This window comes from Pseudochryseolinea flava, from assembly GCF_003286915.1.
Taxonomy (GTDB): Bacteria; Bacteroidota; Bacteroidia; order Cytophagales; family Cyclobacteriaceae; genus Ohtaekwangia; species Ohtaekwangia flava.
Window position 1 is genome coordinate 274,912 of record NZ_QMFY01000002.1, and the last position, 25,124, is coordinate 300,035.

At 43.9% G+C, this 25,124-nt stretch carries 28 protein-coding genes; 10 read left to right on the forward strand and 18 right to left on the reverse strand.

Annotated features, from left to right (window positions below; genetic code table 11):
• Nucleotides 1-4 precede the first annotated feature (4 nt).
• Nucleotides 5-1,816 carry a carboxypeptidase-like regulatory domain-containing protein gene (locus DQQ10_RS06420; RefSeq protein WP_221409684.1) on the reverse strand — a complete coding sequence of 604 codons (1,812 nt, stop codon included), beginning with the start codon at nt 1,814-1,816 and terminating at the stop codon, nt 5-7.
• A gap of 801 nt (nt 1,817-2,617) precedes the next feature.
• Complete coding sequence (locus DQQ10_RS06425; protein ID WP_133259558.1) at nt 2,618-3,139, reverse strand: hypothetical protein; 522 nt, start codon at nt 3,137-3,139, stop codon at nt 2,618-2,620.
• Nucleotides 3,140-3,179: 40 nt separating this feature from the next.
• Here DQQ10_RS06425 and DQQ10_RS06430 point away from each other — a divergent pair, with 40 nt between their 5' ends.
• Nucleotides 3,180-4,064 carry a TolB-like translocation protein gene (locus tag DQQ10_RS06430; RefSeq protein WP_245970309.1) on the forward strand — a complete coding sequence of 295 codons (885 nt, stop codon included), beginning with the start codon at nt 3,180-3,182 and terminating at the stop codon, nt 4,062-4,064.
• A 79-nt stretch (nt 4,065-4,143) separates the two neighbouring features.
• Here the strand turns inward: DQQ10_RS06430 and DQQ10_RS06435 are convergent, their stop codons facing one another.
• The 3 genes from DQQ10_RS06435 to DQQ10_RS06445 form a co-directional block, all read right to left on the reverse strand.
• Nucleotides 4,144-6,822, reverse strand: coding sequence for a T9SS type A sorting domain-containing protein (locus DQQ10_RS06435; RefSeq protein WP_165823815.1), 2,679 nt, complete (start codon nt 6,820-6,822; stop codon nt 4,144-4,146).
• Nucleotides 6,806-7,153, reverse strand: coding sequence for a hypothetical protein (locus tag DQQ10_RS06440; protein WP_133259559.1), 348 nt, complete (start codon nt 7,151-7,153; stop codon nt 6,806-6,808). Before DQQ10_RS06440 ends, DQQ10_RS06435 begins: the two co-directional genes overlap by 17 nt.
• A 175-nt stretch (nt 7,154-7,328) precedes the next feature.
• On the reverse strand, nt 7,329-7,706 hold the full coding sequence (locus tag DQQ10_RS06445) for a DoxX family protein (RefSeq protein ID WP_112746002.1): 378 nt from the start codon (nt 7,704-7,706) through the stop codon (nt 7,329-7,331).
• A 215-nt stretch (nt 7,707-7,921) separates the two neighbouring features.
• Here DQQ10_RS06445 and DQQ10_RS06450 point away from each other — a divergent pair, with 215 nt between their 5' ends.
• The 3 genes from DQQ10_RS06450 to DQQ10_RS06460 all read left to right on the forward strand — a co-directional run bounded on the left by DQQ10_RS06450 (nt 7,922) and on the right by DQQ10_RS06460 (nt 10,737).
• On the forward strand, nt 7,922-8,650 hold the full coding sequence (locus DQQ10_RS06450; protein ID WP_112746003.1) for a LuxR C-terminal-related transcriptional regulator: 729 nt from the start codon (nt 7,922-7,924) through the stop codon (nt 8,648-8,650).
• 75 nt (nt 8,651-8,725) lie between these two features.
• A complete protein-coding gene (locus DQQ10_RS06455; protein WP_133259560.1) occupies nt 8,726-10,213 on the forward strand; it encodes a hypothetical protein in 1,488 nt (495 codons plus the stop codon).
• Complete coding sequence (locus DQQ10_RS06460) at nt 10,210-10,737, forward strand: YceI family protein (RefSeq protein WP_112746005.1); 528 nt, start codon at nt 10,210-10,212, stop codon at nt 10,735-10,737. The genes DQQ10_RS06455 and DQQ10_RS06460 overlap by 4 nt, the downstream gene beginning before the upstream one ends.
• Before the next feature lie 94 nt (nt 10,738-10,831).
• Here the strand turns inward: DQQ10_RS06460 and DQQ10_RS06465 are convergent, their stop codons facing one another.
• The 3 genes from DQQ10_RS06465 to DQQ10_RS06475 all read right to left on the reverse strand — a co-directional run bounded on the left by DQQ10_RS06465 (nt 10,832) and on the right by DQQ10_RS06475 (nt 13,807).
• Entirely contained in the window at nt 10,832-11,284 is a 453-nt protein-coding gene (locus DQQ10_RS06465) for a hypothetical protein (protein WP_112746006.1), read from the reverse strand.
• A gap of 56 nt (nt 11,285-11,340) precedes the next feature.
• Nucleotides 11,341-13,098 (reverse strand): CocE/NonD family hydrolase, encoded by a 1,758-nt coding sequence (locus DQQ10_RS06470; RefSeq protein WP_112746007.1) that lies wholly within the window; start codon nt 13,096-13,098, stop codon nt 11,341-11,343.
• A 148-nt stretch (nt 13,099-13,246) separates the two neighbouring features.
• Complete coding sequence (locus DQQ10_RS06475; RefSeq protein WP_133259561.1) at nt 13,247-13,807, reverse strand: dihydrofolate reductase family protein; 561 nt, start codon at nt 13,805-13,807, stop codon at nt 13,247-13,249.
• Nucleotides 13,808-13,950: 143 nt separating this feature from the next.
• Here DQQ10_RS06475 and DQQ10_RS06480 point away from each other — a divergent pair, with 143 nt between their 5' ends.
• Genes DQQ10_RS06480 through DQQ10_RS06490 form a run of 3 tightly spaced genes read left to right on the forward strand, consistent with a single transcriptional unit; the run spans nt 13,951 to nt 15,414 of the window.
• The gene (locus DQQ10_RS06480; RefSeq protein WP_112746009.1) at nt 13,951-14,556 is read left to right on the forward strand and encodes a class I SAM-dependent methyltransferase; all 606 of its coding nucleotides are present in this window, start codon (nt 13,951-13,953) and stop codon (nt 14,554-14,556) included.
• Complete coding sequence (locus DQQ10_RS06485; RefSeq protein WP_112746010.1) at nt 14,540-15,040, forward strand: hypothetical protein; 501 nt, start codon at nt 14,540-14,542, stop codon at nt 15,038-15,040. The genes DQQ10_RS06480 and DQQ10_RS06485 overlap by 17 nt, the downstream gene beginning before the upstream one ends.
• Before the next feature lie 23 nt (nt 15,041-15,063).
• On the forward strand, nt 15,064-15,414 hold the full coding sequence (locus DQQ10_RS06490; RefSeq protein ID WP_112746011.1) for a diacylglycerol kinase family protein: 351 nt from the start codon (nt 15,064-15,066) through the stop codon (nt 15,412-15,414).
• Nucleotides 15,415-15,451: 37 nt separating this feature from the next.
• Here the strand turns inward: DQQ10_RS06490 and DQQ10_RS06495 are convergent, their stop codons facing one another.
• The 4 genes from DQQ10_RS06495 to DQQ10_RS06510 form a co-directional block, all read right to left on the reverse strand.
• Entirely contained in the window at nt 15,452-15,787 is a 336-nt protein-coding gene (locus DQQ10_RS06495; RefSeq protein ID WP_165823816.1) for a TlpA family protein disulfide reductase, read from the reverse strand.
• A gap of 30 nt (nt 15,788-15,817) precedes the next feature.
• Complete coding sequence (locus tag DQQ10_RS06500; RefSeq protein ID WP_112746013.1) at nt 15,818-16,468, reverse strand: ATP-binding cassette domain-containing protein; 651 nt, start codon at nt 16,466-16,468, stop codon at nt 15,818-15,820.
• Nucleotides 16,465-16,764, reverse strand: coding sequence for a hypothetical protein (locus tag DQQ10_RS06505; RefSeq protein WP_112746014.1), 300 nt, complete (start codon nt 16,762-16,764; stop codon nt 16,465-16,467). Before DQQ10_RS06505 ends, DQQ10_RS06500 begins: the two co-directional genes overlap by 4 nt.
• 75 nt (nt 16,765-16,839) lie before the next feature.
• Nucleotides 16,840-17,289 carry a KTSC domain-containing protein gene (locus DQQ10_RS06510; RefSeq protein WP_112746015.1) on the reverse strand — a complete coding sequence of 150 codons (450 nt, stop codon included), beginning with the start codon at nt 17,287-17,289 and terminating at the stop codon, nt 16,840-16,842.
• 271 nt (nt 17,290-17,560) lie between these two features.
• Here DQQ10_RS06510 and DQQ10_RS06515 point away from each other — a divergent pair, with 271 nt between their 5' ends.
• From DQQ10_RS06515 to DQQ10_RS06530, 3 genes are all read left to right on the forward strand, one after another.
• Nucleotides 17,561-18,424 (forward strand): DUF808 domain-containing protein, encoded by an 864-nt coding sequence (locus DQQ10_RS06515; protein WP_112746016.1) that lies wholly within the window; start codon nt 17,561-17,563, stop codon nt 18,422-18,424.
• Nucleotides 18,425-18,848: 424 nt separating this feature from the next.
• A complete protein-coding gene (locus DQQ10_RS06525; protein WP_112746018.1) occupies nt 18,849-19,160 on the forward strand; it encodes an RNA recognition motif domain-containing protein in 312 nt (103 codons plus the stop codon).
• Between the two features lie 160 nt (nt 19,161-19,320).
• A complete protein-coding gene (locus tag DQQ10_RS06530) occupies nt 19,321-20,385 on the forward strand; it encodes a 3-oxoacyl-ACP synthase III family protein (RefSeq protein ID WP_112746019.1) in 1,065 nt (354 codons plus the stop codon).
• Nucleotides 20,386-20,398: 13 nt separating this feature from the next.
• Here DQQ10_RS06530 and DQQ10_RS06535 read toward each other — a convergent pair whose 3' ends face one another.
• The 6 genes from DQQ10_RS06535 to DQQ10_RS06560 all read right to left on the reverse strand — a co-directional run bounded on the left by DQQ10_RS06535 (nt 20,399) and on the right by DQQ10_RS06560 (nt 25,084).
• Nucleotides 20,399-21,262: a sigma-70 family RNA polymerase sigma factor gene (locus DQQ10_RS06535; protein WP_112746243.1), complete on the reverse strand. Its 864-nt coding sequence runs from the start codon at nt 21,260-21,262 to the stop codon at nt 20,399-20,401.
• Between the two features lie 103 nt (nt 21,263-21,365).
• Complete coding sequence (locus DQQ10_RS06540) at nt 21,366-21,620, reverse strand: RNA recognition motif domain-containing protein (protein WP_112746020.1); 255 nt, start codon at nt 21,618-21,620, stop codon at nt 21,366-21,368.
• 82 nt (nt 21,621-21,702) lie between these two features.
• Nucleotides 21,703-21,978 (reverse strand): hypothetical protein, encoded by a 276-nt coding sequence (locus DQQ10_RS06545; RefSeq protein WP_112746021.1) that lies wholly within the window; start codon nt 21,976-21,978, stop codon nt 21,703-21,705.
• Between the two features lie 31 nt (nt 21,979-22,009).
• Nucleotides 22,010-23,125, reverse strand: coding sequence for a DEAD/DEAH box helicase (locus DQQ10_RS06550; protein ID WP_112746022.1), 1,116 nt, complete (start codon nt 23,123-23,125; stop codon nt 22,010-22,012).
• A gap of 647 nt (nt 23,126-23,772) precedes the next feature.
• Nucleotides 23,773-24,156: a hypothetical protein gene (locus tag DQQ10_RS06555; RefSeq protein ID WP_112746023.1), complete on the reverse strand. Its 384-nt coding sequence runs from the start codon at nt 24,154-24,156 to the stop codon at nt 23,773-23,775.
• A 190-nt stretch (nt 24,157-24,346) separates the two neighbouring features.
• Complete coding sequence (locus DQQ10_RS06560; protein WP_112746024.1) at nt 24,347-25,084, reverse strand: hypothetical protein; 738 nt, start codon at nt 25,082-25,084, stop codon at nt 24,347-24,349.
• Nucleotides 25,085-25,124: the final 40 nt, after the last annotated feature.

Here is a 25,124-nt window from a genome sequence, read left to right on the forward strand (position 1 = left end):
TCGTTTAGTTCAAATCAATACGATGGAATACCAATTTATTTTCACCAGAGCTTGCCGCTCCGTTGTATACACCGATCGCAATTGTCACATCTTTACCATCAAACTGTGATAAGTCATAGACAAATTTCGCGTATTGCTCAGGTGTTCCTGCGCCGCCAGCGTCATGCTTAAACTTCCAGCATCCATCGTCGGCAGCACTCGCATCTTGTGCGGTATTCGACTGCGGCGCCACGTGTATAACATTACCGTCATTGTCTATCGCCGTGAGCTTGAAGAATGTATAGTTACCACCGAATGTGCGCGTGCTTAACGTGAGTTTGTTACTGCCTGCAGCGATTGAGAATTTCGAATAGAGATATGCTTCTGGCACCGTGGTGCTCACATCTGGTGTGTTACGTGTTTTGATCAAGTATCCTTCCGAAGGGAATACTTCCGGGTCTTTTTTCAATGGAACAAAAGACCACTCCGCCGCGATGTGCGCAACGTCACGCCATTTGCGATAGGCTCCCACATAGTTGCCACGATCTCCTGATTGCGGGCTAAGACCGGTGAAAGATTTTTTAGTGTGCGGCATCGTAGAGCGCGCTGTTTCATGCGTCAATTTCCATCCTGTAACCACTTCGTTACCAGGAAGCCAATCCCAGTTTTCAACTTTTTTATCCGCGAAGCGAATGGCACGGAGAACGAGTTGCTTCCAATAGTCGCCAGTTGCTTGGCGATATGTACCGATCGCAATAACAACCTCTTTGCCGACGTAGTTACTCAGATCGAATTCAAAATCAGTATAATTTTCTGATGCAAAAGTTTTGTTGTCGCCGATTTTCACAGCTGCTGGTTGCGCCGCAGAAAGGTCAACGACTTGTACACCGAAATGCACTGGGCTTCCAGCGTCAGCACTGTGTGTACGAATTCTCAACGACATGATTTTGTTGTCTTGTGTAATGCGCTTACTTCCGAATACGAAAGAGTCGAATACATTCAAGTCGGCAGGGTTACTACGATCGCCTGTGCTGTTACGAATCTGAAGTGTTGTACCTTCATTCTGTTCTTCCCACGCGCCGCGGAAATCAAGCGTCGACATGTAGTTACATGCCCAATCCCAGTGTGGATAGGCATCTGCATTACGACCTCCACGATATTCGTTGTAGTACCACTTCTCTGCACGTGCGAGATCATCGGCTGTAAGGCCACGTAGCAGTTCTTGTCCACCCATGGTTAAGTTGATGGTCACAACGCCGTCAACGAAGTCTGCTTTCGTTACATTTTTTGTAATCGTGACATAATTATCTTTCGTAAACGTTACGGTGTATGCGTCCGGCACTAGATTCTCGATCGCAAAAGTACCTTCGGCCGTTGTGGTTACTGTACCTGCAGCACCAATGGTGACCGTTACGCCCGAAAGCGGAGCCCCCGCAGCCTTGGCATCTGAAATAGTACCGACGATTTTTGCAGAAGCGTTTTGCAACGTGACGTCTACTGTCGTCGACTTATTCGCGTCGAAATCTGTGGCCGACACTGATTTGCTTACGGTTAACCAGCCAGTTTTGGAAAACGTAATGGCGTGCAACTTCACGGAAACATTGCCGACGGAGTATTTTCCGTCTGCGCCAGTCATTACGACAACATCTTCTTCATTCACGCCCGAAACGGTGACTTTTACATCGGCAATCGGTTCGCCTGAGTCGTCCGTGACGGTACCACTCACAGTACCGAAGTTGCTATTGGAGGGATCGTCATCTTTATCGCACGAATTAAGAGACACCAAGAAGGTGCCTAGCAAAACGATGAACGAGAGCATTCGTAGAATTTTAAACATTGGTTTTATGGTTTTTGGGTTTGACATGTTTAAGTCGTGTTGCGATGTTGAACTTGTCGGTCCGACCTCACAACTATCGATTGCAAATTCGACTGCAAACGTTAACGCCATTTGGTTAAATCGAGGGTTAGAACAGGGTTAATGAGAATAAAAAGTTATTAATCAGTCTAAAAAGGCGGTTTTTGACAGCGTTTAACAGGGAGCGGCCAAGAAAAAAAATTGGCGGAAACTCAGCTGCACCATTGGTTATTCCGTGTCCGTGTTCTTTTGCAAAAGGGAATTGGTGACAAATATTGAAGTATCAGTGTCCGCAAAGAGTTGTTTCATCTCGACCCCACAGCCAGACCGCTCTTTGTTATCAACTTGATGTTGTTTTTTACTCAGTCCGGCAAATCAATTCAGGCATCATCCTCTTCTTACTTTTCTTTTTGCGTCCCCAAATAGAAAAGTAACAAAAAGAAAAAGGGAAACTTAAACATGCTGCCCATCGTACATGCCGGGGCTCCCCCGCGTTTAAGTTGGGCCACCGCGCGCACGGTCTATTAAAATTTGTTTTTTTTCAACACGCCACCCCTTTTTACGCACTTTAAAAGGATCAATTAGCGATTAGACACGCTGGTAATTTGCAAAGCGAAAAATTCCCCAACACCAGTAATACTGAAAAAATTAACCGCTAAGCGAGCTCACCTGTTGGTGCCGTGCGTTTAGATGGGGTGATCAAAAACCAACAAACTTACGCCGAAGATTTTTTGCAAGCGAATAGAGACCAACGACTCGCGGCGGAAATGCGTGAGACTTCGATCAGTCCGTATTCAAGAAATACACGATCGTTACGCGTGTCGTTTCTCCATGCTGCTCGAATACAACTTCATTTCCATAATTTTTGTGTTGAAAGCTTATCGACGTGTCGCGTGAAAACACTGACGGCATCGAAGGAAGGTCGCAGGCTAATTTGCGCAATACCTTCGTTTTGTTTTTGGTGACATACGCCGCGCTATATGACACTAGAATACTGTCTGTGAAATTCAACTCCTCGTCAACGCGCCTTCCTTGCAGTTGGAAGAAACTTCTGTAAACCCTGTCTCCTTTAGGATCGTCGTGCGCACTGATATAAGGAAATTCTTCAACGACATAAAAATTAACATCCGACTTCCGCTTTGATAGAACAGTACGCAGTTTGTCGCCTAACCTTAAGTCGCGATCTGGCAAAAAGCAGATGCCTACCGAGATCGAGGGATCTATTACTAGCTTTTCATCCTCGGTTGTACTTGTTTGAGAGCAGGCACAACTCATTATGAGTAAACAAGCAATTATGAATCTCATCCGCAATGCTTTATATTTCATTTATCCGTTAAAATAAATAATGACACACACAAAAAGCACCTTCGCCGCAATACTATTGATGAGCATGACACAAGCCTGTTCACAGCGCCCAGATCAAAAATACTTTAATGAAACAACACCCGGTACGACACCGGCTATTTTTGCACCACGCAAAATATCAACCCCAGAGATTTTTGAATTCGGCGCTGTTTTCTCCGACGATCAACATGAATTTTACTACAGTACGGAAATCGATGGCAAAGCGGAGACGTGGGTGATGGAATTTGCCGCTGGCGAATGGAGCACACCCAGCAAGGTTCTCACGCACGAAACCTATAGCTTCAATGATCCGATGCTAACCCCTGATGGTAAAAAGTTATTTTTCATTTCGAACAGAACGCTGACCGGTACAGGCCCTAAGAAGGATTACGATATCTGGTATATCGAACGCGACGGCGGAAAATGGTCTGAACCCAAAAACGCAGGACCAAACATCAATTCTCCACAAAACGAGTATTACATTTCCTTTACACGCGCGGGAAAAATGTATTTCGGTTCTAACCGTGAACAAGACAACTACGACATCTATTCAGCGGACATTAAGAATGGAAAATTTGAGACCGCCACAAAGCTTGGACCTGGTGTGAACACATCTTCCTACGAAGCAGATGTTTTCGTATCACCGGACGAGTCTTATATCGTATTCGCTGCTAACCGCCCGGGAGGTCTTGGCGTTGGAGATCTTTATGTTTCTTTCCGACAAGAAGATGGCACATGGGGTAATGCGAAGAGCTTAGGAGATTCGATCAATACAGAAACCGACGACTTCTGTCCGTATGTAACGCCAGACGGAAAATATCTTATGTATGCGAGTCGCGGCGATATCTATTGGGTATCGACAGAAATTATTAAACAGCTACGATAACCCATTCGCGATCACATAAAAAAAAACGTGAGCATATTAAATACGCTCACGTTCATATCATTTGATTTACGGTTTGCTTCTAAAGTTTGATCCATTTCTCGTAAACCGTACTTGTTTTTCCGAGAGCCACCTTGATCAAATACACGCCCGATTTAAGTTTATGCGTATCGACCGGTACGGCAAGTGTTCTTGTATTCTTATGGCTATTTAACGTTTGATACACTTCGTTTCCAAGAACTGATTGAATTTGCAGCTGTACGTCGCCGGTATAAGCATTCTCGATCGAGATCGTTACACCATCTGTTCCAGGATTCGGATACATCGACACTGGCGATGCATTCAATTCTTCATCCGCACTCAAAACAATTTCATGTTTCAATGTCGCATAGGCCGTGTCGTAACAATTGGTAGTCTTGTCTTGTACCAGTACGGAATAAGTTCCCTCACCAAGTTCCGATAACGTATGACTCGTCCCGATAATATCACCGACAAGCACTTCTTCGCCATTGTACCACGCATAGGTAAAGTTGTTATGCGGATCCCCTACGCCATCATGATCTGCATCATTAACAATAACGGAAAGTTGTCCCGTTGGATTTTCGTCGTCGATGATTTGATCGATAATCATTTCCGCGTCGACTTCCGACTCTGTTTCAGGTAAGGCTATCGCAACTGAATCGGAACTACATTCGCGTGTTTTATGAAGTGCGTACACGGTGTAAACACCCGCAGGCAAGGCCGTGTAGTTAGCCCCAGTGTAATCAATTTCGGCAAGCGGTTTAGGCGTTGGGCCATTCGACCAATAGAAAGTAAAATTGGTTAAGTCAGGCGAACCATCTACTAATACCATTGCCTCTATCGCCCCAGTATTCGCAGTGGTCGGAACACCTGGCGCAATAATGCATTTGAGATTATTGGTGAAGTCAAAAACCAATGGAACAGCTTGTGGCACGAGGGCTGCGTTCATGATATTATCATTGTAGTCACATTCCGTTATTCGACTTAACTGTTGGATTATATCCAATGGCGCTGTAGTACCCGCATCGTTAATGACAATATATAAATCTATTGTACCACTGAGGTAATCAAGTTGTGCAGTGAACGTAGCCGTATCTCCCGGATTAATTTGAAGATCTGAAAACTCTTTTGTCGCGAGACGTGTCGCAGCAGGTGATGTTAGTCGTGGATCGCCATTGTAAAAGGTAATGTTGATTGGCGTATTCACTACAACGCTTCCAATATTCTTGTACTTAAAACTTACCTCCACCACATTGTCTGTACATACAAACGGCGTGTAGTCAATAACATTTTCCGCATCGAACGACACCGGCGTTAGATTGGCTACAGGATAAATTGGGCAACCTGATGAAGACAAGAACGTTGTTTGATTTAAGAACCCATTGAAAGGCCTGCTCAATCCACCCTGACGGCATTCGGCATTTTCTGCATACGGCAAATGATGAAGTTGTTGTACACGTGGGATTGTTAAATCATCATTGACATTGGTAACCATATATCCATGTTGGTTCCAAACTTTGCGTGCAGGCATCCAGGGAATATTGGCGGATTCATAAACGCGAATTTCACCAGCCGCAAACATCTGTTGATTTTTTCCTAACGTGGATTCATCAGCACTACAGGTTACGCAAATTTCTGCTGCGCCATCCCCATCAACATCAACGACAACAGGGTATTCGTAATGCGTTCGCGATGGACAACGAACAGGCGGACTCTTCACCACACCGATGTCGGTCGTATTAAAAATATAAAAGTAATCCTCATCACGGTAAATAACTTCTGCGTGGTTATCACCGTTGAGATCGAACGTTGTGCACCCAGTGTATCCTGAGGTTTCTTCAACCACATTCTCTCGCCACAGTAACTCCAAATTTCCGTTAGCTTCTTTTAACGCATACAAGTATTTACCGGATACGTAAACAGCGTTCATCAACGTGTCACCATCGATATCAGCAATATTGATTCGACCGGCGCCATTCTTCCAGCCGTTTTTGTAATCGCCAGTGCCTATAGGATCACTAAATGTTTTGACTACGTTGTTGTGTACATCCCAAAAGAAAATAGTTGTGTTTGCATTATAGGCACCCAATGATCCAACGGCCAGTACATCAAGATGACCATCTTGATTAAAATCGGCCACACTCGTTCCGCTACCGGTGGTCCGCGCCGTGCGCGTAGCATACCTAGGGTCTTGCTTGACCAACGTTAGCGTTGCAGACTTCGAAGCGCGATTAATCGAAACGGTGTATATCCGACAACCTGCCACAAGTTCCAAGTTATTATTGAGCGGTATAATATCAACGGCAACCGGGGCGTTGCTATTCATTCCCCAACCATTTACGCCCGCGTGTATGCCTGTGTTGTCGTTGTCAATATTATTCTCACCTAATACCGCCCCCGTTTGCGCATCATAAATTCGCGTTCTCCAATACAGTTCAACTATTCCATCACGATCAAAATCTGCAAGGCCCATTAAGCCAGGGTTACTCACGAAAGTAATTGGTGTTGCCCATATTGAATTACCTTCACAGTCAAATGCATGGGCGGTATATTGGGTTCCCTCTGTTTTTGTAGCCACTATAAAAATTTCAGCACAACCATCACCATTGATATCTGCAATAGCGATGTCTTCATAGGAAGCAAAGCCAAGCGCAGACAACGCATTAATCGATTTATTTAACACGAGATCGCTTCCAGATTGTGGCGCGTTAAAAGCATTGATCTTAACTAAGGGTGCCATCTTGATTAGTGTATGTCGCGACCAAGTCGTTAACACCATCGGAATTAATATCGCCCGCAACGATACGACTCACATGATTCGCTCCACCGGGTGCAGACTTGTACTTCAATTTTAATTCCAGGGGAGGAAACTGTATAGGTGATTCACTACATGCATCGCTACCAATAAAAAATCCATCGCAGACAGTATTCTGACTACAGTCTTTATCGTAACAGTCGATAAAACCGTCGCCATCATCATCAATACTATTGTTGCAAATTTCTTGTGCGCTCAGAGCATGCGCGAAAAGCGTGAGGCACAACGTGACAGGAATCATCAGTAGCCGTTTCATATTGGATAACAGTTTTTTGTATAGGGGATCGTAAACTCCTGTAAATATAAGTGTCACCTTCAACAAAAATGGAATTTCAAAACGAATCCACTCCGCCAAACCACCAGCATGTAAGATTTCGCGGAAGATTCAACTAAAAAAGTATCTATAGATAAGCGTAGAGGACTCTACCAGATCACTGCTCTGTTGGTAAGATCCGAAGCTTTGCATAAAACGTCAATGAAATCAATAGGAGTACGACATAAAATAGCGGCATCAGCACTGTACTGATGGAGTCGCCGACACATGCATGAGCAATGGCGGCAGACCCAAACGTAAAAAACAATCCAGCATAAACTGTTATCTTAAGGTAGATGTTGTCGCTGGGCATGATGAGCAACCAGCATGCAATCATTTGACAAATGGCCAACTCTATTCTGAAATAGTTCGGAAAACCAAGGTGTACAAATCCCTGCTTCATCTCGTCGTTTGTTAAGTACAATAACGCGCTATACAGCAACGAGCATCCTATAACAATCGTCGTGGCCCAATAAATAAGTTTGTCCTTTTTCATAAACTTTTTACTGCAAAGAAGGTCGGTTGTGATGGGATACAACAGGGCTATTTAGTACTAATATTTAAACATAGGCTGGCAAAGCATACATGACACTTTTTTTATGACGCGCTGCGTGGCCAGTACTATACGAGATTAGTACTTTAGTACTACGCATTCTACAAACCTAACCGCTCCTATTTCCGTATTTTTACAGCATAAACACGCCAACTACAATGAGCAATATTGCAAGCCAACAGGCCGACGCCAAAGAGTTCTTTCATGTTGAAACAGACCTGAACATGATTATGGAATACACGCAGATGCTCGAGCAATTCTATCCAGATAAGGTTGTGCAAATTTGCCGAAAACATCACCAAGGCGCGTTCTATGTGAGTGAAAACTGCAAAGACTTTTGGGGCGTACCTGCAAAACGGATGAAGTTCTTTACCATGGAAGAATACCTGGCTTTAATTCATCCCGATGACGTCGCCAGTTTGTCTAACATCTACGCATTGATCAATAGCCATACCGTTGATGTCGACGACCCTACGCAGATTCGGTTTACACTCGTTTATCGTATGAAAGGTGGCGATGGCGAATATCACACCATTGAAGATGAAAAAGTAGTATTGAAAACGAAGACCGGTAACTTCGCACACTTTTGTACATACACTAAAACAACAGATAAGCTCACCGTCGCCCTTGAAATCTACAGGATCGTAAACAATAAGAAGACGAAAGTAAAAAGCTATCTACAACGGTCTCAGACCAACACGCTCTCCGCACGGGAAGTCGAGATCATCAAACTTATCGACAAGGGCTATAGCAACGCGGAAATCTCGGCTCAGTTGTCGCTCAGTATCTTCACGATCAAAAACCACAAGCAACGACTCTTCAAGAAAACGCAAGTAAAGAACTCAATTGAGTTATTGCGTTTAGCGAGAGACAGAAACTTGATCTAACACGTTATTTGATTCTTTGGGGCTATAGCAAACGGGTCACATCTCTCCAATCTTTGGAAGAAAAACACGCTAGCCATGAAGAAATTTCACCATGTGTTGCCTATGTTTTGCGGCATCATTATCATCTGTATCTTCTTTTCTTTCACAGCCAATTTATTTACGATTCCCAAAACGTGGGATGTCGACGCACTTAAAGCCCATTCCCTTCCGCCACCCGACACCACAGCATTCGTCGATTACGCGCCTGAGTCTTATTACGATTCAATCCCCACGCATGTGATCTATAAGACTTTTCCTGTATACCTGCGTGAATATGAACGAAAAGGATACCTTGATTCACTAAGAAACCTCAAACCAGAAATAGCGTTCGATGAAACTCAATTTAAGACGCAAGCCGACTGGATACGCGCCGGTGAAATGGTTTTCAACTGGCCTGTAGCGTACACCGTTGTCAAGGATTCGATATCATCGCTCACCGCTCAAGACTTCAAAGGACAAACAAGAAAAATCACGGATGATGGTCGCTATCCCTTCAACCGTTATGTTATCCTTGAGAACGGAACACTACTAAAAGGGTCGCTCTCATGCGCTTCGTGTCACACGCGCGTGATGCCCGATGGAAAAGTAATCCAGGGGGCGCAAGGAAATATTTTCAATAACAGTCGGTTTGCGCAAGCTGTGAGAAGTGGTCGTGTTCCATTTGCATCTATCGTCGACGGAACGCAAAAGCTATACTTCACCCCTTGGGCACCATCAACGCACCAAATGACACCCGCAACATCTGATGAATTCGCTGACGCATTGGAGCTGGCATCAAACGGTGTCGCACATCGGCAAGGAGGATCATTCGAACGCGCCTTAAAAATACCATCGCTCTTCGGTGTGAAAGACTTAAAGTACCTTGATCACACAGGACAAATGATCAACAACGGTCCAGCAGATCTGATGCGCTATGCTGCACTAAATCAAGGTGCTGACATGCTCACGTCTTACAACGGATTTGTTCCTGCAGGTATTGATGGCCATACAAAACGTCCAGGGTCTGCGGAATGGAAACATCCTTTCGGGTATGCAGCCAAACGATACAATGATGCGCAGCTTTTTGCATTAACGCAATACATCTATTCACTGAAGGCCCCGCGTAACCCCGAACGAAGTTCCAAAGCTGTACTGAAAAAGGGAGCATCAATATTCAAGCGAGAAGGATGCGTCACCTGCCATACGCCGCCATTGTATACCAACAATAAACTGACACCGGCAAATGGATTCGAGCCGCCCGTAAATCATTTCAAGAAATACGACATCTTCAATGTATCGGTCGGCACCGATTCAACGAGCACATTATATACGCGTCGTGGTACGGGCTACTACAAGATTCCATCGCTCCGGAACATTTGGATGCACGATGCATTCTTTCACCACGGCGAGCTGTCTACGTTGGAAGATGTATTCAATCCTGTACGATTAAATCGCCAGGTTAGACCTGTCAAAGGACATCCCTTCGGACTTTCGCTCAGTGAGGAAGATAAAACAGCGCTGATCGCCTTTCTTAAAAGTTTATGATTGCCAGCATTTCCTTTTCATTCTATTGTGCCCTCTGTTTACTAAGTGCAACCATCAAAACACCAACGAAAGAAACGCGTGTACAATTCAGTATTAACAACGCCGGTTTGACAGTGACCGGAAGTATTGACTCGGTTATTGTGAATATTGCGTTTGATCCAGAGCATCTTTCGAACGCAACCATCGAGGGCATCGCGTTTGCATCATCTATCAACACAGGTATTGACATTCGCGATCGACATTTACAACGTGATGACTATCTGCACACTGCGTTATATCCTGAAATACGACTCGTTTCTAAAACATTAAAACGTGTTTCGAAACACCGATTCACAGGAACATTTGATTTGACCATCAAAAACACAACGAAGCCGATCACGATACCGTTCTCTGTCAGTTACCTGAATGGCCGCCAACGATTCAACGCGAATTTCAAGATTAACCGTCTTGATTACTTGCTTGGTGATCCGAGTCCAATCCTTGGCAACATCGTAACGATATCAATCACCAGTATCGCGGAGTAACAAAAAAAGCCGTGGCGTAAACCTACACCACGGCACACTCAATCATCCTATGACGGCCCGTTCCTACTGTTCTATGAGACCGCCATGCCTTTCATTACTCGTCCTTACCAGCCTTTATCATCATGACAAGCACAAGTACAGCCTGAGTAATTTCCAATACAATACGTCCCCAATTTGTCGTCATTACTTTTTCGATCAGCACCACATCTTTGCCATTGTTCAATTCCAGGTTCATCGGAATCTGCACAAAGATCGACGAAGCCCAATCGAGTAAAAGACAAGTCATTGATACCGCAACGATCGTCAATGTTACAGATTTCGGACGCTTCCAGAACAGCAAAGCATTCTGGATTGTGATTAGAAAAAACGGCAATACGCTTACAGGCAAAATCGCCGCTTCCAGCAAGGCATGATATTGGATGAACTCATCCTCACCAACAATCATTCGCGACGGATAGACAAGAAAGTAGTCCATCATGGCCGTGCCACAGCTGAAGAAAGACAACGCACAAAAGAGATGAAAATTTACTTTAACGAATCGATTCATATTTTTTATTACAAAGAACAAGCTGATCAGGTATTAGCTCAATAGCACTTTTGTGCCTATTCTTTAAACTTTCCTGGCAATAAAATCGATGAGCCACCTTTACGCCCAAAATGAATATTGAGCGCTCCCTGCTTTGCATCCTTGATACTTTCAGTGGACACATTTTTTCCGGAGCCATAATTCTTCTGAAATCCAGCCTCATTAATAATGCGCACAGTCACGCGAACAAACGATCCCTTCGCAATGCGCTTCGCCATGAAGTACGCATTATCGAAATGGAATTCACGTACGCGACCCTCATCCAACAATACACTTCGTTTGTCGTCGATTAAACTCAAGCGCTGCGCTACAACCGAAAGCTCATAACTTTTCCCTTCCGTGGTCACTTCATAATAACGAACCTCTACATCAGCATCCTTGATACCCTTCACACTCATATTCATGACACCAACAGGAGAACCGATCAGATCAAACGCTCGATCAAATTTTGGCGAATCAAAAACAAGGATGGGTGTTTGATTAAGATAATTTTCGTTTCCGTCAACCACCGTAGAAAACTCGTCGGTATGGTTAAATGGAGCTGCCGTTCTGTACGTAAGGCGCGACGTAAGGGTATCGTTGATTACACGTGAATCAAAAGGCAGTGCACTTTTCGACTTGCGCTGCACTTGTTTTGAAAGAACACCTTCTCCCAAATGAAAGCGAATTGTATCAGCGGCCAAATCCCCCAATGATTTTGCATATCGCCAACCATCGCCGATCACAAATACATTTACTTTGTCCTTGATTTGCTCGGGCAGCTTTTCATTTTTTAACACATGATTATACCACTTTGCCGCCAGCGCAACCTTGTTGACGTATGCCGTCGTGTCAAACCTGTAATAATGGTGTCGTGATAAGTGCTTCTGATTTTGGCCCGTTGCATGATCATAAGGACCTATCAACAAATAGTGATTATGCTGCGGATTACTTTTGGTATGCATGTTATAATAATACAGTGCGCCACGTTGATTGGAATCAAAGAAGCCTGTAATGGAAAGAATGGGAATGTTAATGTTCCTATACTCTGCAGCAGATGACGGCAACTTCGATGACCAAAATTCATCGAATGCGGGGTGTTGCAACCATTGCTGGAACACTTCACTGCGACGACCATGCAACGAATCTATACTCGTCGTTGGCAAGCCTGCACAATAAATGGTGTTGTATATTTTCCGCCAGCGCTCCGTATCATCGAACGAAGCATCATTGGCATAGGGAGAATCAAAAGTCGACATCCAACGCATCATATAATTGGGCATCATTCCGTTGAGCGACGGCATATCTTTTCCTGGCGCTGCAGCAACCATTGGAACAATCGTCTTTAACGCCGGATGAGGATTCTTCAGCGCCGCCCATTGCGTGTACCCCAAGTAAGATCCACCCCCCATCACAACAGCGCCATCACACCACGATTGTTTACTCAGCCAGTCAATGATATCGTAGCCGTCAGTTACATCGTGCTCAAATGGATGTCTTTCACCTTCCGATTTGCCAGTGCCCCTTATGTTGATTTCGGCATACGCATATCCCAAATTAGCCGCCAGTTGAAATACATATCTATTTGCGCTTAAATCTTTTTCCCGAGCATACGAATTGATCCTGAGTATCACCGGCACACGCCTATCAACTTTCGGACGCGACAGATGACCGCGGAGCACAATGCCATCGCGCATCGCTATCCGCACATCTTCATCCACTTCAAATGCCCGATGTTGCGCCACCGTTAGGTTTGTTAACATTGAGAATAACACAACCCATTTTAGTTTATTCATATCCAAAATATTTACACAGCAAAAAAATGATCAGCATTGCAAAAGGCTGTCCTTTTGAGACAGCCTCGCCCCCACGCCAACATCACCTACTATTAATTTATCTGTACACTTCTAAGGCATTTCTTTCAAGTCAACCTCAGCGTCTAAGCTATAATACTGTTACAAAACCTTTTTTTGGTCCCCCATTTCCAGATGCGTCGCGCGTGTAGTGCAGTTGAGTTACATCGCGCGATAGCTGCTTAATTTCTACGAGCTTGAAATGCGTTGGAAATGCAGGACGACTCGTCAGGAAGTTTCCGTTCGATGCGATCTCCGGACAAAGATTGATGATCAGCGCGTCGACCAAGCCTCGTTCTAAAAATGCATTATATACAATCGCACCACCGCCAATGAAGGCGGTATCAAATCCCGCAGACGCAAGTTGCGCCAATGCGTCCTCAGGAGAACGCGCGACAAGATGATCGGCGTCATGATTATGTGTAGGCAATGTTTCCGACACCACCACTATTTTCGCCGGCGATAAGGAAACACGCAACGTTTCACTAGACAAAATCGGCGATGCACTCACGCGACCGAGCACAAGATTTCCAGCACGCTTTACCCGCAGCATGAAGTCTTGCATTACCTCAACGGGTGGCGGTGTCGTTCTCCCCTCCTGAACCAACACCAGCCCGTTCATCGATAGCGAGGCATATAATATTTTTCGCATGTTGTAGCCTGTTAATGCTGATGCAAAAAACGTGAACGCCCACAGCCACGCCAATAGTGCTTTAGTGCTAATCGCCAGTTTCAACGTAAAAATGCCAACTTACTTTGTTTTTCAAAGTTCTTTTGAATACTTTTACTTTGCATATGATTAGCGCCGCGACAAGTCGATCTTCATGGTTTTACGACCGGTTAACATTTCTTTACCCCGTCGTCGACATCTTCCTTAAACCACAAAAGCAAAAGTTGTTTGAGGAAATCAATAAATACGCGCCTGGCCAACTGTTAGAAATCGGCGTCGGCAACGGAACCCATTTGAAATATTATACCCAACACCAGGTGATCGGAATTGACAGCGCTCAGAATATGCTAGCAAAGGCTGAAAAACATTTGAAACCGAATATTCAGTTGCACCATATGAATGGTGAAGCATTACAGTTTCCTGATCTGCATTTTGATTACATCGTCCTATCACACGTCATCGCCGTAGTCGACGACCCCGACAAACTTCTTCATGAAGCTCATCGTGTGTTAAAACCCAATGGAAAACTTTTTATCCTTAACCACGTCACTCCTAATAATTGGGTAAGGTTTATCGATAAGAGCTTCGAACGAATTTCAAAGTTCGCTTTCTTCAAATCAGTGTTCCATTTATCCGACTTGACGGCCATCAAAAGATTCAACCTCATACACGACATTAACGCTGGTTTTTTTTCTTACTTCAAAATCATGATCTATGAGAAGGCGTTATAGTATAACCATAGCGCTGCTGGTAAGTTTGTTTGTGTACGTTTTTTATCGTTCTGATAAAACGGTCGTGAACGAATTGATCACGCTTCTTTTGTCGCCTGCATCGTACAGTTACATGAAGCAAATTGTATTGACCACCGTTCCGTTACCCAAGCTTATCATCTATTCCCTTCCTGGAGGACTATGGATTTTTTGTGTCACATCGCTGGCGCAAGATTTCTACATCACGGTTAAAGCTTATGTGATAAACCTTTATCTTATTCCGATACTGTTTGCCATTGGTTTGGAGATTTGCCAACTCATGCATCTCACCAACGGAAGTTTCGATGTTTGGGACATCGTATCCTATGGGCTATTTTGGATGCTGGCTATGAATACGCGAAGAGCCGACGCAACGCAACAGAATCTCCTGGCGCCATTTACCGTAAGAGGTTTTACTTGCCTTGCTTGCTTTCTTTCCGTTTACCTTGCGCATGTAAATCACTGATTCAACCAACAAACAAATTGGGTATGCTAAGAAAACACCTGACCAGTTATAAATATGCGGCGCGTGGAATTTGGATTGCGCTGCGCCACGAACCTAACATGATCGTGCACGTGCTGGCTGCGATCGCTGTCGTGTTCGTCAACTACCTGCTGAACATAAGTCGTCAAGACTGGATCATTACATTGATGCTTATTGGCGTTGTGTTCACAGCAGAAATTTTCAACACGGCCATTGAAACGCTCGCAGACAGAATCACCAAGGATCAAGATCCAATGATCGGAAAAGCGAAAGACTTGGCGGCAGGCGCTGTACTGATGATCGGTCTGATTGCAGCGACGTGCGCGGTTATCGTCTACTGGCCGTACTTATTTTGATATACTCATTCTGCCAATAGTTTCTCGAAGCGCGGCTTCAAGTCTTTAGGAGCTCTGGGTGCATTCGGATCAACGACCTCTCCCTTCTTGTTGACAATTGCATAGTGTGGAATTCCTGTGATCTTAATTTCTCACAGAGATATCTCCATTGATCATTATCAACGCGAAAATGTTCCCCCGGAATGCCCGTGATCATATTGTTATAGGTACCCTCGGGTGAGGTTTCGTTAGTAATGTACACGAACACTACATCTTTTCCATCCTTGTGAAGCTCAGCTTTCATGGGCTTTTGCGTATTCATACTACTTCTGCAAGGGCCACACCACGTTGCCCAAAAATCAATGTACACTACCTTACCTTTGAAACGCTCCACGATTTCTTCAAATATGCGATCTCCTTTTTATCATACTTTATAGCCGAGGTTAACGAGTTGTTCTTCGCTGTCAATCTGCCGTAACCGCCCTGATGACAAGTAGTACAAACGATCCGAACATTGTGTTACATCGCGATACCTGTGGTCCGTCACAACGATTCCCTTTTCCTTTTTCGCATGCTGCATCAACGCTATTGCGCGCTCGATCATGACCGGTGAAAGCCCGGTGAAGGGCTCGTCGAGTAAACAAAACTTGGCGTCGCTACACAAGATCAACACCAACTCCAGAAACCGGAGCTCACCACCTGAAAACCGCGCTGGTGTCTGTTCGAGAAAGGGTACACTTTCTGGAAATACTGCGGCTACAACTTTACGTTCAACACTAAGCAGCCTCATGGCATCGCGAATGGTAATGTTGGCTGGAATCAATGTATCCTGCGGAAGAAACTTAATGTTAGAATTTTTATAGCCCGCTGATAAGTATTCGCCGTTGATGCGTATGGACTTCTGCGCCGCGATTCTACTTCCAAAAATAATCTGCAACAGCGTGGATTTTCCACAACCGTTCCGCCCCAGCAATCCAACGATCTCCCCTTGATCACACCGTAAGTAAATATCCGACAGGAACGACACGACACCATAATCCACCATGATGCTATCGGCCTCGAGTACGTTCATCATACTCCTTGCTTGATGAATAACACAACAACAGTAGACACGATGAACAGCAACAGGTCGATGCACACCATACTGAAATAAAATCCATTTCTTCCGATACCAATGTTCATGAAGAAAATGATTTGCGCTCCGCGGAAAAAGTGGATATAAGTAAGAAGGCCTATTAGTGCAATAACTTTACACCAGATGAGATAGAAGATAACAGAAAGCGTAGGATGTTGCCACAACGTAAGACAAGCCATTGTGGTAACGGCGCTGGCAGGTAAAGCGATGTTCCGATAGGGGTAAAGGTATTTCATAGGTCAAGTCGTGGACTTGACGGTTGCAAGGATCATGCCTGTTATGGCTGCTTCCTACGAGGATAAGCTGAGACGTTAAGCTGTCTCCAGTGCTTTGCTCACTTTACGATAAACAAACTCATGGTAGATGTGGCGTCGTGCAAAGCGATCAGGGGTGTTTGAATTGATCAACTTGTTATAAACACTTTTCGGGATGCCGAAATACTCGTAACAACTGCCGTCGATAAAATCAATGGTGAGCGTTTGTCCCTTGTACTGAAAATTTTCGATGCGCGATGCCGTAATCACTTCCGTGTATTTCTCCAACTGTTGTGCATGGGTTTCAGGAGCGATGCTTACCAGCAAGTGATAAGCTTCAATGAATTCCTTGCTTTTCTCCTCTGCAGCCAATTTTGCCGCTTCATCGTTAACGATCTTATCAGGGTGGAATTCTTTCATGAAGTTCCTGTAGATAGTCTTTAACTCTTTCAATTCAGCGTCTTTGGTTACACCGAGTAGTTTACGCGCGTCGATAATCTTTTTCATGCGGCGCAAAGGTAGCGATTTTATCACGGAAAAGTGCAGCCCGTACAAACATCACCAAGCATCAAACAAATTCATGTTATTCACACAGCAAGTAGAAGAAACATGAAGTGTTTTCATACAAAACAATCGAATGTACTGGCGAATATGCCGCCTTGATCGCTCCAACATTGCGAAGTCGCCTAAGATTACAGTTCGATTAAAGTGGCTCGTAGGCCTTCACGCCGTCTGGTATTAAATTTTATCTTTGCAACCGTTCGAGGATAGCATAAATATGGCATCAGGTTTTTTTTCGATTTTAGATGACGTAGCAGCATTGATGGACGATGTTGCCATTGCCAGTAAAATTGCAACGCGTAAAACGGCGGGCATATTAGGCGACGACTTGGCGGTGAACGCCGAGAAGGCTACTGGCTTTATGGCCACGCGCGAATTGCCTGTGTTATGGGCTATCTCCAAAGGTTCGTTGATCAACAAACTCATCATCGTTCCCGTTGCGCTCTTGCTCACCGCATTTTTTCCGGTCGCCATAAAGGTTGTGTTGGTGCTCGGCGCATTCTACCTCGCGTATGAAGCCGCCGAAAAAATAGTGGAGTTTCTTTTTCATCGTGCAAAAACTGGAGAGGAAGTAATCGAAGAACCAAAAGAAAATGGCGTCGACGTGGAGAAGTCAAAGATAAAATCTGCGATCACCACCGACTTCATTCTTTCTGTTGAAATTGTCATCATCGCACTGGGAACGGTGATGGAAGAAAGTTTAACAATTCAAATCATAACAGTTTCCGTCGTTTCGTTATTGGCTACAGTCGGCGTGTATGGCATTGTAGCGCTCATCGTTCGCATGGATGACATCGGCTATAGAATGATAAAACGCGCTGGCGATCGCGGAATCATTGCTAAGATTGGACACCTGCTGGTCAAGTCTCTCCCACTAATCATTAAATTCTTTGGCTTCGTTGGCACCATCGCGTTACTACTCGTTTCGGGTGGAATCTTCGAACACAGCATACCTTTTATACATCACAACTTTAACATCGTACCCTTAATGGTGAAGGAGTTCTTCACCGGACTTATTGCCGGTCTTATCGCAGTCGGCGCTGTGACGATCGTAAAAAGAATGTTCTTCAAGAAAAAGTAATCTCACTCAGATAACTTCACGCTCAAATCATTCGTAATTCCAACTGAACGGTTGACTACAAAAACACATAATAGGAATTGTGCTTTTATATTGTATCTTTGATGAGTCAATTGCGGACAATTAAGTTCCTGCCCTCGTAGCCTCTTAAAATCTCCCCAGTTAATAGCTGCTTCACGCATTACAGTATCATCGTTAACACTGATGCTGCTTCGATTGTGATTGTAAACTTCGTTCCTAATTAAATCAACTTCGACCATTCGCGAAAGCATCGTGAAATGTCTAACAAAAACCCCGGTAGAGTGACATCTATCGACAATAAATTGATGAATTGGCGCCGGATGATTATGAAACGGACTACGCATACGTGGCCCGGATGCGCTAATTGACATGGCCATTATCAGAACATTATTATTAAACTTTTTTTATGAACATCTATGTAGCAAACATCCCCTTTAAAGCATCTGAGGGTGAATTGAGAGAAATATTCGAACAACACGGCGAAGTGTCGTCAGTGAAAATTGTAATGGATAGAGAAACCAATCGGAGTCGCGGTTTCGGTTTCATCGAAATGCCCGAAACAGATTCTGCAAAGACGGCAATCAATGAACTAAATGGATACAGCTTCCTTGGAAAAGACCTAGTCGTTAATGAAGCACGTCCCAAGACAGATAATGATCGTAGTGGATTCGGTAACCGCGGTGGTTACGGCAACCGCGATTTCAATAAAAAATGGTAACATTTGTTTAGTTGTTGAATGAGAGCTCCCACGTGGGAGCATTCATTTTTTCTACTACAATCAAACGTCAACGGCGGAGTTTAACCTCGCCTGACTTCGATGTTCTTCCGCACGCGAAGGAGCATCTTAACAACATTACGGCGCAGTCGTCATTACAGCAATGCTCAACAGCATCATCATCGGCACAGGATCATGCATTCCTGAAATGAAGGTTCCTAATGCCTTCTTTAAGGACAGTCACTTCTTCGAGAATGAAACAAAGGTTTACAAGAGCGTTACGAGTGTTATTGAAAAATTCTCGACGATCACCGGTATTTCTGAAAGACGTTACGCCTCGCATTTCCAAGTGGCATCTGATCTCGGCCATCACGCCGCAGAAGCCGCCATTGCCCATGCTCAAATAGATCGAGAAACACTTGATTACATAATCGTCGCTCACAACTTTGGCGACGTTAAGGCGGACACAAATCGAGTCGACCTTGTTCCCACGCTGGCATCGCGCATTAAAGCGCTACTTCAAATTAAAAACCCCACATGCGTTGCTTACGATTTACCCTTCGGATGTCCAGGGTGGATAGAAGGATTGATACAAGCAAACTATTTTATTCGGTCGGGAGACGTGAAACGATGTCTCGTAATCGGCACCGAAACGCTCTCACGTGTAATCGATCCACATGACAAAGACTCGATGCTATTCAGCGATGGAGCCGGCGCCCTTATTCTTGAAGGCGCTAATTCAAATAGGGGTATCTTGGCTCATAAAACAGAAACGCATGCTTTGCACCATCATGAATTGCTCAGCATGAAGGCGTCGAATTCACCATATAATGGAAACAAGTCTGACCTCTTTTTAAAAATGAGTGGACGAAAGGTGTATGAATTTGCGCTGACGCATGTTCCTCCCCTACTACAAGCGACGCTGGAAAAAGCCCACGTTCCGCTTTCTGAAATCAAGAAAATAATAATTCATCAAGCCAACGCGAAGATGGATCATGCTATCGCAGAACGACTATTTAATCTATACAACCTTAAGGATGTTCCAGACAACATCATGCCGATGACGATCAGTTATCTCGGCAACAGCTCGGTTGCAACCGTGCCAACCCTACTGGATTTAATCCTAAAAGGTAAAATGAAAGATCACACCATACAAGAGAATGATAAAGTGCTGTTTGCGTCCGTCGGCGCAGGGATGAATATCAACGCAGTGCTGTATCAGTTCTAACGCAGTGATTCGCCTATCCTAAAAAAGACTGTAAAGCTTTTCCCTTCACCGAACGACGGATACGCAATGTGGCTTTCTCTTTAATCTGTCGCACTCTTTCGCGGGTTAAATTCAGTTTCTCGCCCAACTCTTCGAGTGTCATTGGCGGATGGCCATTCAAGCCAAAAAAAAGCGTCAACACTTCAGACTCGCGAAAAGTCAATATTGACAATGTTCGTTGTATCTCGGTCTTGAGAGAATCCAAAACCAAATCAGCATCTGGCATCTGGTTGCCTCCGTCATGAAGAACATCTAACAACGAATTACTCTCACCATCTTGAAAAGGAGCATCGACAGAAACGTGTCTACCTGCGTTCTTCTGGATCAAATTAATCTCATCGGCCGTAACCCCCATCGAAGTAGCAATTTCGTCTGTCGTCGGTTCACGTTGAAACTCCTGCTCCAAGGCAGAAAATGTTTTAAGAACTTTATTTAACCCTGCGACCCTGTTCAATGGAAGGCGAACGATGCGAGAACGTTCAACCAGTCCCTGCATGATAGATTGGCGAATCCACCACACAGCATACGAAATAAACTTAAAGCCACGCGTCTCATCAAACCGTTTTGCAGCTTTGATCAAACCGAGATTCCCTTCATTGATCAAATCGCCAAGCGTGAGGCCATGATGTTGGTATTGCTTAGCAACAGACACAACAAAACGCAAATTCGCCTTCGTCAATTTTTCCAAGGCAACATCGTCTCCTTCTCGAATACGTTTCGCTAGATTTACTTCCTCGTCGGCAGTAATCAAATCCAACTTCCCGATCTCTTGCAAGTATTTATCGAGTGATTGGTTCTCGCGATTGGTAATCTGCTTCAGTATTTTTAACTGTCTCATGGCCATAATTTAGCGGCTGGGTTCAAATGATTAAGGAATTCTACTCACGAATAAGAGAAGTACGCCACATGAAGTGCTTCAATAAGACCTGAAGAAAGCTCAACTACTTATTCCTTACATTTGGTCTGGCTTTCGATACCAACAGTCTTCTACCAAAAAACTCTGCATTCTCAAGCCGCTTAATGGCAATTAGCGCCTGTGTGTCGCTAAGCATGTTAACAAAACCGAATCCCCTAGATTCACCTGTGTATTTATCACCGATAATTTTAACAGACGCTACTTCTCCAAATTCAGAGAAGAGGGCTCTTAGTGCATTTTCATTTACGGTCCGGCTGATATTTGAAACAAAAAGATTCATTCAATAAAAATTAGTTTTAAAATTAGTAAGCAAGGATGTCATCGACTTACTGGTCGTGCTCTTAACCAGGATGTGCGCTTTTTTATTCTTTAGCAACGGCATAGTTGCGTCGCCAGAGTTCATAGATCATAAACTCCGCCATGGGATTGATCGGGACTAAATTTTCCGTGACAAAGATTTTACCTTTCAACACATGCGCATTTCCACCTTCGTCTTCCCAATGAATTTCGCAGGAAGCTTCTTCCCCTAGAATTTTAGTCGGAACAACGAGTGTTCTTTCTGGGAGTATGTTATAGTGCGCGGCATAACGTTTCGCCCTCTCTGGATCAATCTTATACGGCTTTCCAATTTTTACCATAACGTCAAGTCTTTATTCGAATGATGATCTCTTAAGCGAACGGATGCTCCACAACGGTTAAATTACCGCGTGAGATCCGATTTATATTTTTTAGCTTTCCGCGCTCTTCACGATCGCAGAACGATAACGCCGAGCCACTTTGACCCGCTCTTCCTGTTCTACCGATGCGGTGTGTATACGTTTCCGTCGATTGCGGCAATTCATAATTGATTACGAAAGGGAGATCCGCGATGTCAATGCCGCGTGCTGCAATATCAGTCGCCACCAAAACGCGGGTGGTATTTCGTTTAAAGTTCGTTAGTGCACGTTGACGTGCATGCTGCGTTTTGTCGCCATGAAAAGATTCCGCTGTGATCCCCGATCGATTTAAATCCTTGGCTATTTTATCTGCACCGTATTTAGTACGAGCGAATACAATAACCGTATTCATGGCATGCTCATCAATTACATACTTCAACAAAGCTCGTTTACTTTCTCGTTCAACGTAATAGACAGATTGTTGTATAGTAGTTTTTGTTTCGTCAGATTTCACATTGATATACACTGGTGAAGTCGCGTGCTGTTCAACAAAGCCCCTAACATCACTCGACATCGTGGCCGAGAAAAAAATATTCTGACGTGTTGTAGGCATAGCACGCACAAGCCGGTTGATGTCGTTAATAAATCCCATATCAAGCATTCTATCAGCTTCATCAAGAACAAGTACTTCCACTTGTCTCAACGAAACCAAGCCTTGATCCAATAGATCCACAAGACGCCCCGGTGTTGCAACCAGAATATCAATCCCGCTGCGAAGCTCCTTCACCTGATTCACCTGTGCGACACCGCCTACAATCACAGCACATTTCAGTGAAAGATGCTTACCATAAAAAGCAAGATTATCAGAAACTTGTATGGCTAGTTCCCGGGTTGGTGTAAGAATCAATGCGCGTATACCAGCACCGCTTTTATGCACCGATAATCTTTGCAGGATGGGAATACAAAAAGACGCCGTCTTGCCTGTGCCTGTTGAGGCTGATGCAACAATATCCTTTCCGTCGAGAAGATGGGGAATCGCTTGCTGCTGAATTGCAGTCGGACGTTGATATCCTTTTTCTGTAAGTGCGTCAACAATAGCACTCGAAAGGTCGAGACCTTTAAATGTCATTTAAATTATATTTAATAAAAAAATAAGAAGGGGCACGCGACAATCGCGACCTATTAGCGGCAATAGACCTAAGCTATTTGATTAATTAAAGATCAACTGCCTATTAACTGAGGAGATTTTAAGAAACCACGGCCGTAGCAGCCTGGTGCAGTGAATTAAGTGTCCACAATCGATAACCAAAGGTAGACCTAATCTATCACAATTCCTATTTATTTTATCTGGAGCTCCATGTTGAATACATTCCTCCGTATGAATTTTCACTACCATTCATACAATACATCGCCAAGCACTACAAAACCGTTAACCAGACAACAATAAAAAAACCTTCTTCCGAACGTCTATATATGTTCTTTGCCCATTGTCATTTATCGGTGTTCACTTCCAATTCATACTTTCCGCTCGACCGTGTTGCCAATACGACGGAGAGTTCCCTTATGTTCCACTGTTCAAATTGCCGTTTATGCATTTGACTTTTATAACACTGCCTAATCACAGTCGCCAATAATATACTCCTCGCTTTCGTCGTTATATTCGAGACATTCTTTCTCAACCAATACCATTTTATTGTCCACTACTTGTACGTCGCTGTCATTACACTTCTTCCAGCACAGCATTGGTTACGTTCAATGTATATATTGTATATAATTCTAAGTATAGTACTCGCCATCCCAAGGCCAACTAAATGAAATGGTAGAACTCGGCTCCAAATCCACTACGCGAGACGCTTCGTCAGGTATCAGTCCAAAAACAAAACCATCGATCATTGTTTGAAACGGCTTTACACATATGTCTTTGTAGACCGTTGGCCCAAGCTCTTTTATGAATGCCTCAAGTTTATCTTTTGTTATTGCATCATTTGTTTCCGCCGTCGTACCTGCAAACCAGTGCTTCGTCTCTAAATAATTGCCGTCACTGTCAAATATATACAACACCACATACTCTCTTCGGCTCTTTGTCCAATCTCCCGATATCGGAACGCCATCAGGAAATATGAACGTTTGATAACCAAAAAATTGCCTACCATCATTCACCTGCCCGATGTAATGCGTATGATAGTCTTCTTCTCGGTTTATCTTAATTCGCTTCGGAATTCCTTTCGTGAACCATTTCGAATATATTTTCCCACATATATCAAATAAAATTTTGAATGGTTTATCTATCTCTTTGAAAAAGTTATCATGAATAAGATTAGCACAAGAATATTCACTGAAGTCGTATCGTTCATTTTAGTCTGTCGAGGTAGCGCTCAAACAGTTTGGTGAATTTGTACTCGAACTTGGGTAAACGCTCAGAGCTCGCTACTCTTACAGCACCAATATCCTTTACAAGGCCGGTCACCCTCGACCCCGTGGGTGATAGTTCTCGGGAACTATCATCAAATTCATCACTATACTTACCAAAATTGGGATAGCCAACCTTAAAATTAAAAGTCGTCTGTTGAACTGTATCGGTGAATGTCAATGAGCCATCAGTCAAGCTAATCTCAAAGTGAATGGAAGGGCTATCTGAAAATACTTTGTTGTCCTTAATAAAATAATTGAACGTTTTCAAAAAAGTATCGCAGCGTCCAGATGTATCCGTGAGGCAGTAGTCGACAGTGTAAGTCTCTTTCGGCAGTTCGAATTTATGATACAAAGCTGTAATCATGAGAAAATCTCTCTTTTCCGTTGCTTCAAAAATATCGGTTGGTTTTAGCGCCGCATATTGAGCTACAACTCTCCTTGCCGCTGAAATTTGGTTTGTTGGAAAAAATTCGCCCTTGGGATAAAAATATGTAAGAACTAAAATATCGACGGCCAATATTAAAATTATCTGAATCCATTTACGCAATCTAATCTTGTCATTGAACTTATAGTAAGCCCATCCGCTAATTAGTCCAACAAAAACTATGATCGGATAATACAAGGGAAGACAAAGGCCAAATCCACAAGGAATCGGAAAGAAACTTAAGACCCACATGGGTACAAATACACAAAAAACGAAAATAAAAATTGCTGAT

Bases quoted from the DNA above. Each gene is read 5' to 3' on its own strand.
- DQQ10_RS06420 (WP_221409684.1), bottom strand. From the start codon at position 1,816: ATGTTTAAAATTCTACGAATGCTCTCGTTCATCGTTTTGCTAGGCACC.
- DQQ10_RS06425 (WP_133259558.1), bottom strand. From the start codon at position 3,139: ATGAGATTCATAATTGCTTGTTTACTCATAATGAGTTGTGCCTGCTCT.
- DQQ10_RS06430 (WP_245970309.1), top strand. From the start codon at position 3,180: ATGACACACACAAAAAGCACCTTCGCCGCAATACTATTGATGAGCATG.
- DQQ10_RS06435 (WP_165823815.1), bottom strand. From the start codon at position 6,822: ATGGCACCCTTAGTTAAGATCAATGCTTTTAACGCGCCACAATCTGGA.
- DQQ10_RS06440 (WP_133259559.1), bottom strand. From the start codon at position 7,153: ATGAAACGGCTACTGATGATTCCTGTCACGTTGTGCCTCACGCTTTTC.
- DQQ10_RS06445 (WP_112746002.1), bottom strand. From the start codon at position 7,706: ATGAAAAAGGACAAACTTATTTATTGGGCCACGACGATTGTTATAGGA.
- DQQ10_RS06450 (WP_112746003.1), top strand. From the start codon at position 7,922: ATGAGCAATATTGCAAGCCAACAGGCCGACGCCAAAGAGTTCTTTCAT.
- DQQ10_RS06455 (WP_133259560.1), top strand. From the start codon at position 8,726: ATGAAGAAATTTCACCATGTGTTGCCTATGTTTTGCGGCATCATTATC.
- DQQ10_RS06460 (WP_112746005.1), top strand. From the start codon at position 10,210: ATGATTGCCAGCATTTCCTTTTCATTCTATTGTGCCCTCTGTTTACTA.
- DQQ10_RS06465 (WP_112746006.1), bottom strand. From the start codon at position 11,284: ATGAATCGATTCGTTAAAGTAAATTTTCATCTCTTTTGTGCGTTGTCT.
- DQQ10_RS06470 (WP_112746007.1), bottom strand. From the start codon at position 13,098: ATGAATAAACTAAAATGGGTTGTGTTATTCTCAATGTTAACAAACCTA.
- DQQ10_RS06475 (WP_133259561.1), bottom strand. From the start codon at position 13,807: ATGCGAAAAATATTATATGCCTCGCTATCGATGAACGGGCTGGTGTTG.
- DQQ10_RS06480 (WP_112746009.1), top strand. From the start codon at position 13,951: ATGATTAGCGCCGCGACAAGTCGATCTTCATGGTTTTACGACCGGTTA.
- DQQ10_RS06485 (WP_112746010.1), top strand. From the start codon at position 14,540: ATGAGAAGGCGTTATAGTATAACCATAGCGCTGCTGGTAAGTTTGTTT.
- DQQ10_RS06490 (WP_112746011.1), top strand. From the start codon at position 15,064: ATGCTAAGAAAACACCTGACCAGTTATAAATATGCGGCGCGTGGAATT.
- DQQ10_RS06500 (WP_112746013.1), bottom strand. From the start codon at position 16,468: ATGATGAACGTACTCGAGGCCGATAGCATCATGGTGGATTATGGTGTC.
- DQQ10_RS06505 (WP_112746014.1), bottom strand. From the start codon at position 16,764: ATGAAATACCTTTACCCCTATCGGAACATCGCTTTACCTGCCAGCGCC.
- DQQ10_RS06510 (WP_112746015.1), bottom strand. From the start codon at position 17,289: ATGAAAAAGATTATCGACGCGCGTAAACTACTCGGTGTAACCAAAGAC.
- DQQ10_RS06515 (WP_112746016.1), top strand. From the start codon at position 17,561: ATGGCATCAGGTTTTTTTTCGATTTTAGATGACGTAGCAGCATTGATG.
- DQQ10_RS06525 (WP_112746018.1), top strand. From the start codon at position 18,849: ATGAACATCTATGTAGCAAACATCCCCTTTAAAGCATCTGAGGGTGAA.
- DQQ10_RS06530 (WP_112746019.1), top strand. From the start codon at position 19,321: ATGCTCAACAGCATCATCATCGGCACAGGATCATGCATTCCTGAAATG.
- DQQ10_RS06535 (WP_112746243.1), bottom strand. From the start codon at position 21,262: ATGAGACAGTTAAAAATACTGAAGCAGATTACCAATCGCGAGAACCAA.
- DQQ10_RS06540 (WP_112746020.1), bottom strand. From the start codon at position 21,620: ATGAATCTTTTTGTTTCAAATATCAGCCGGACCGTAAATGAAAATGCA.
- DQQ10_RS06545 (WP_112746021.1), bottom strand. From the start codon at position 21,978: ATGGTAAAAATTGGAAAGCCGTATAAGATTGATCCAGAGAGGGCGAAA.
- DQQ10_RS06550 (WP_112746022.1), bottom strand. From the start codon at position 23,125: ATGACATTTAAAGGTCTCGACCTTTCGAGTGCTATTGTTGACGCACTT.
- DQQ10_RS06560 (WP_112746024.1), bottom strand. From the start codon at position 25,084: ATGTGGGTCTTAAGTTTCTTTCCGATTCCTTGTGGATTTGGCCTTTGT.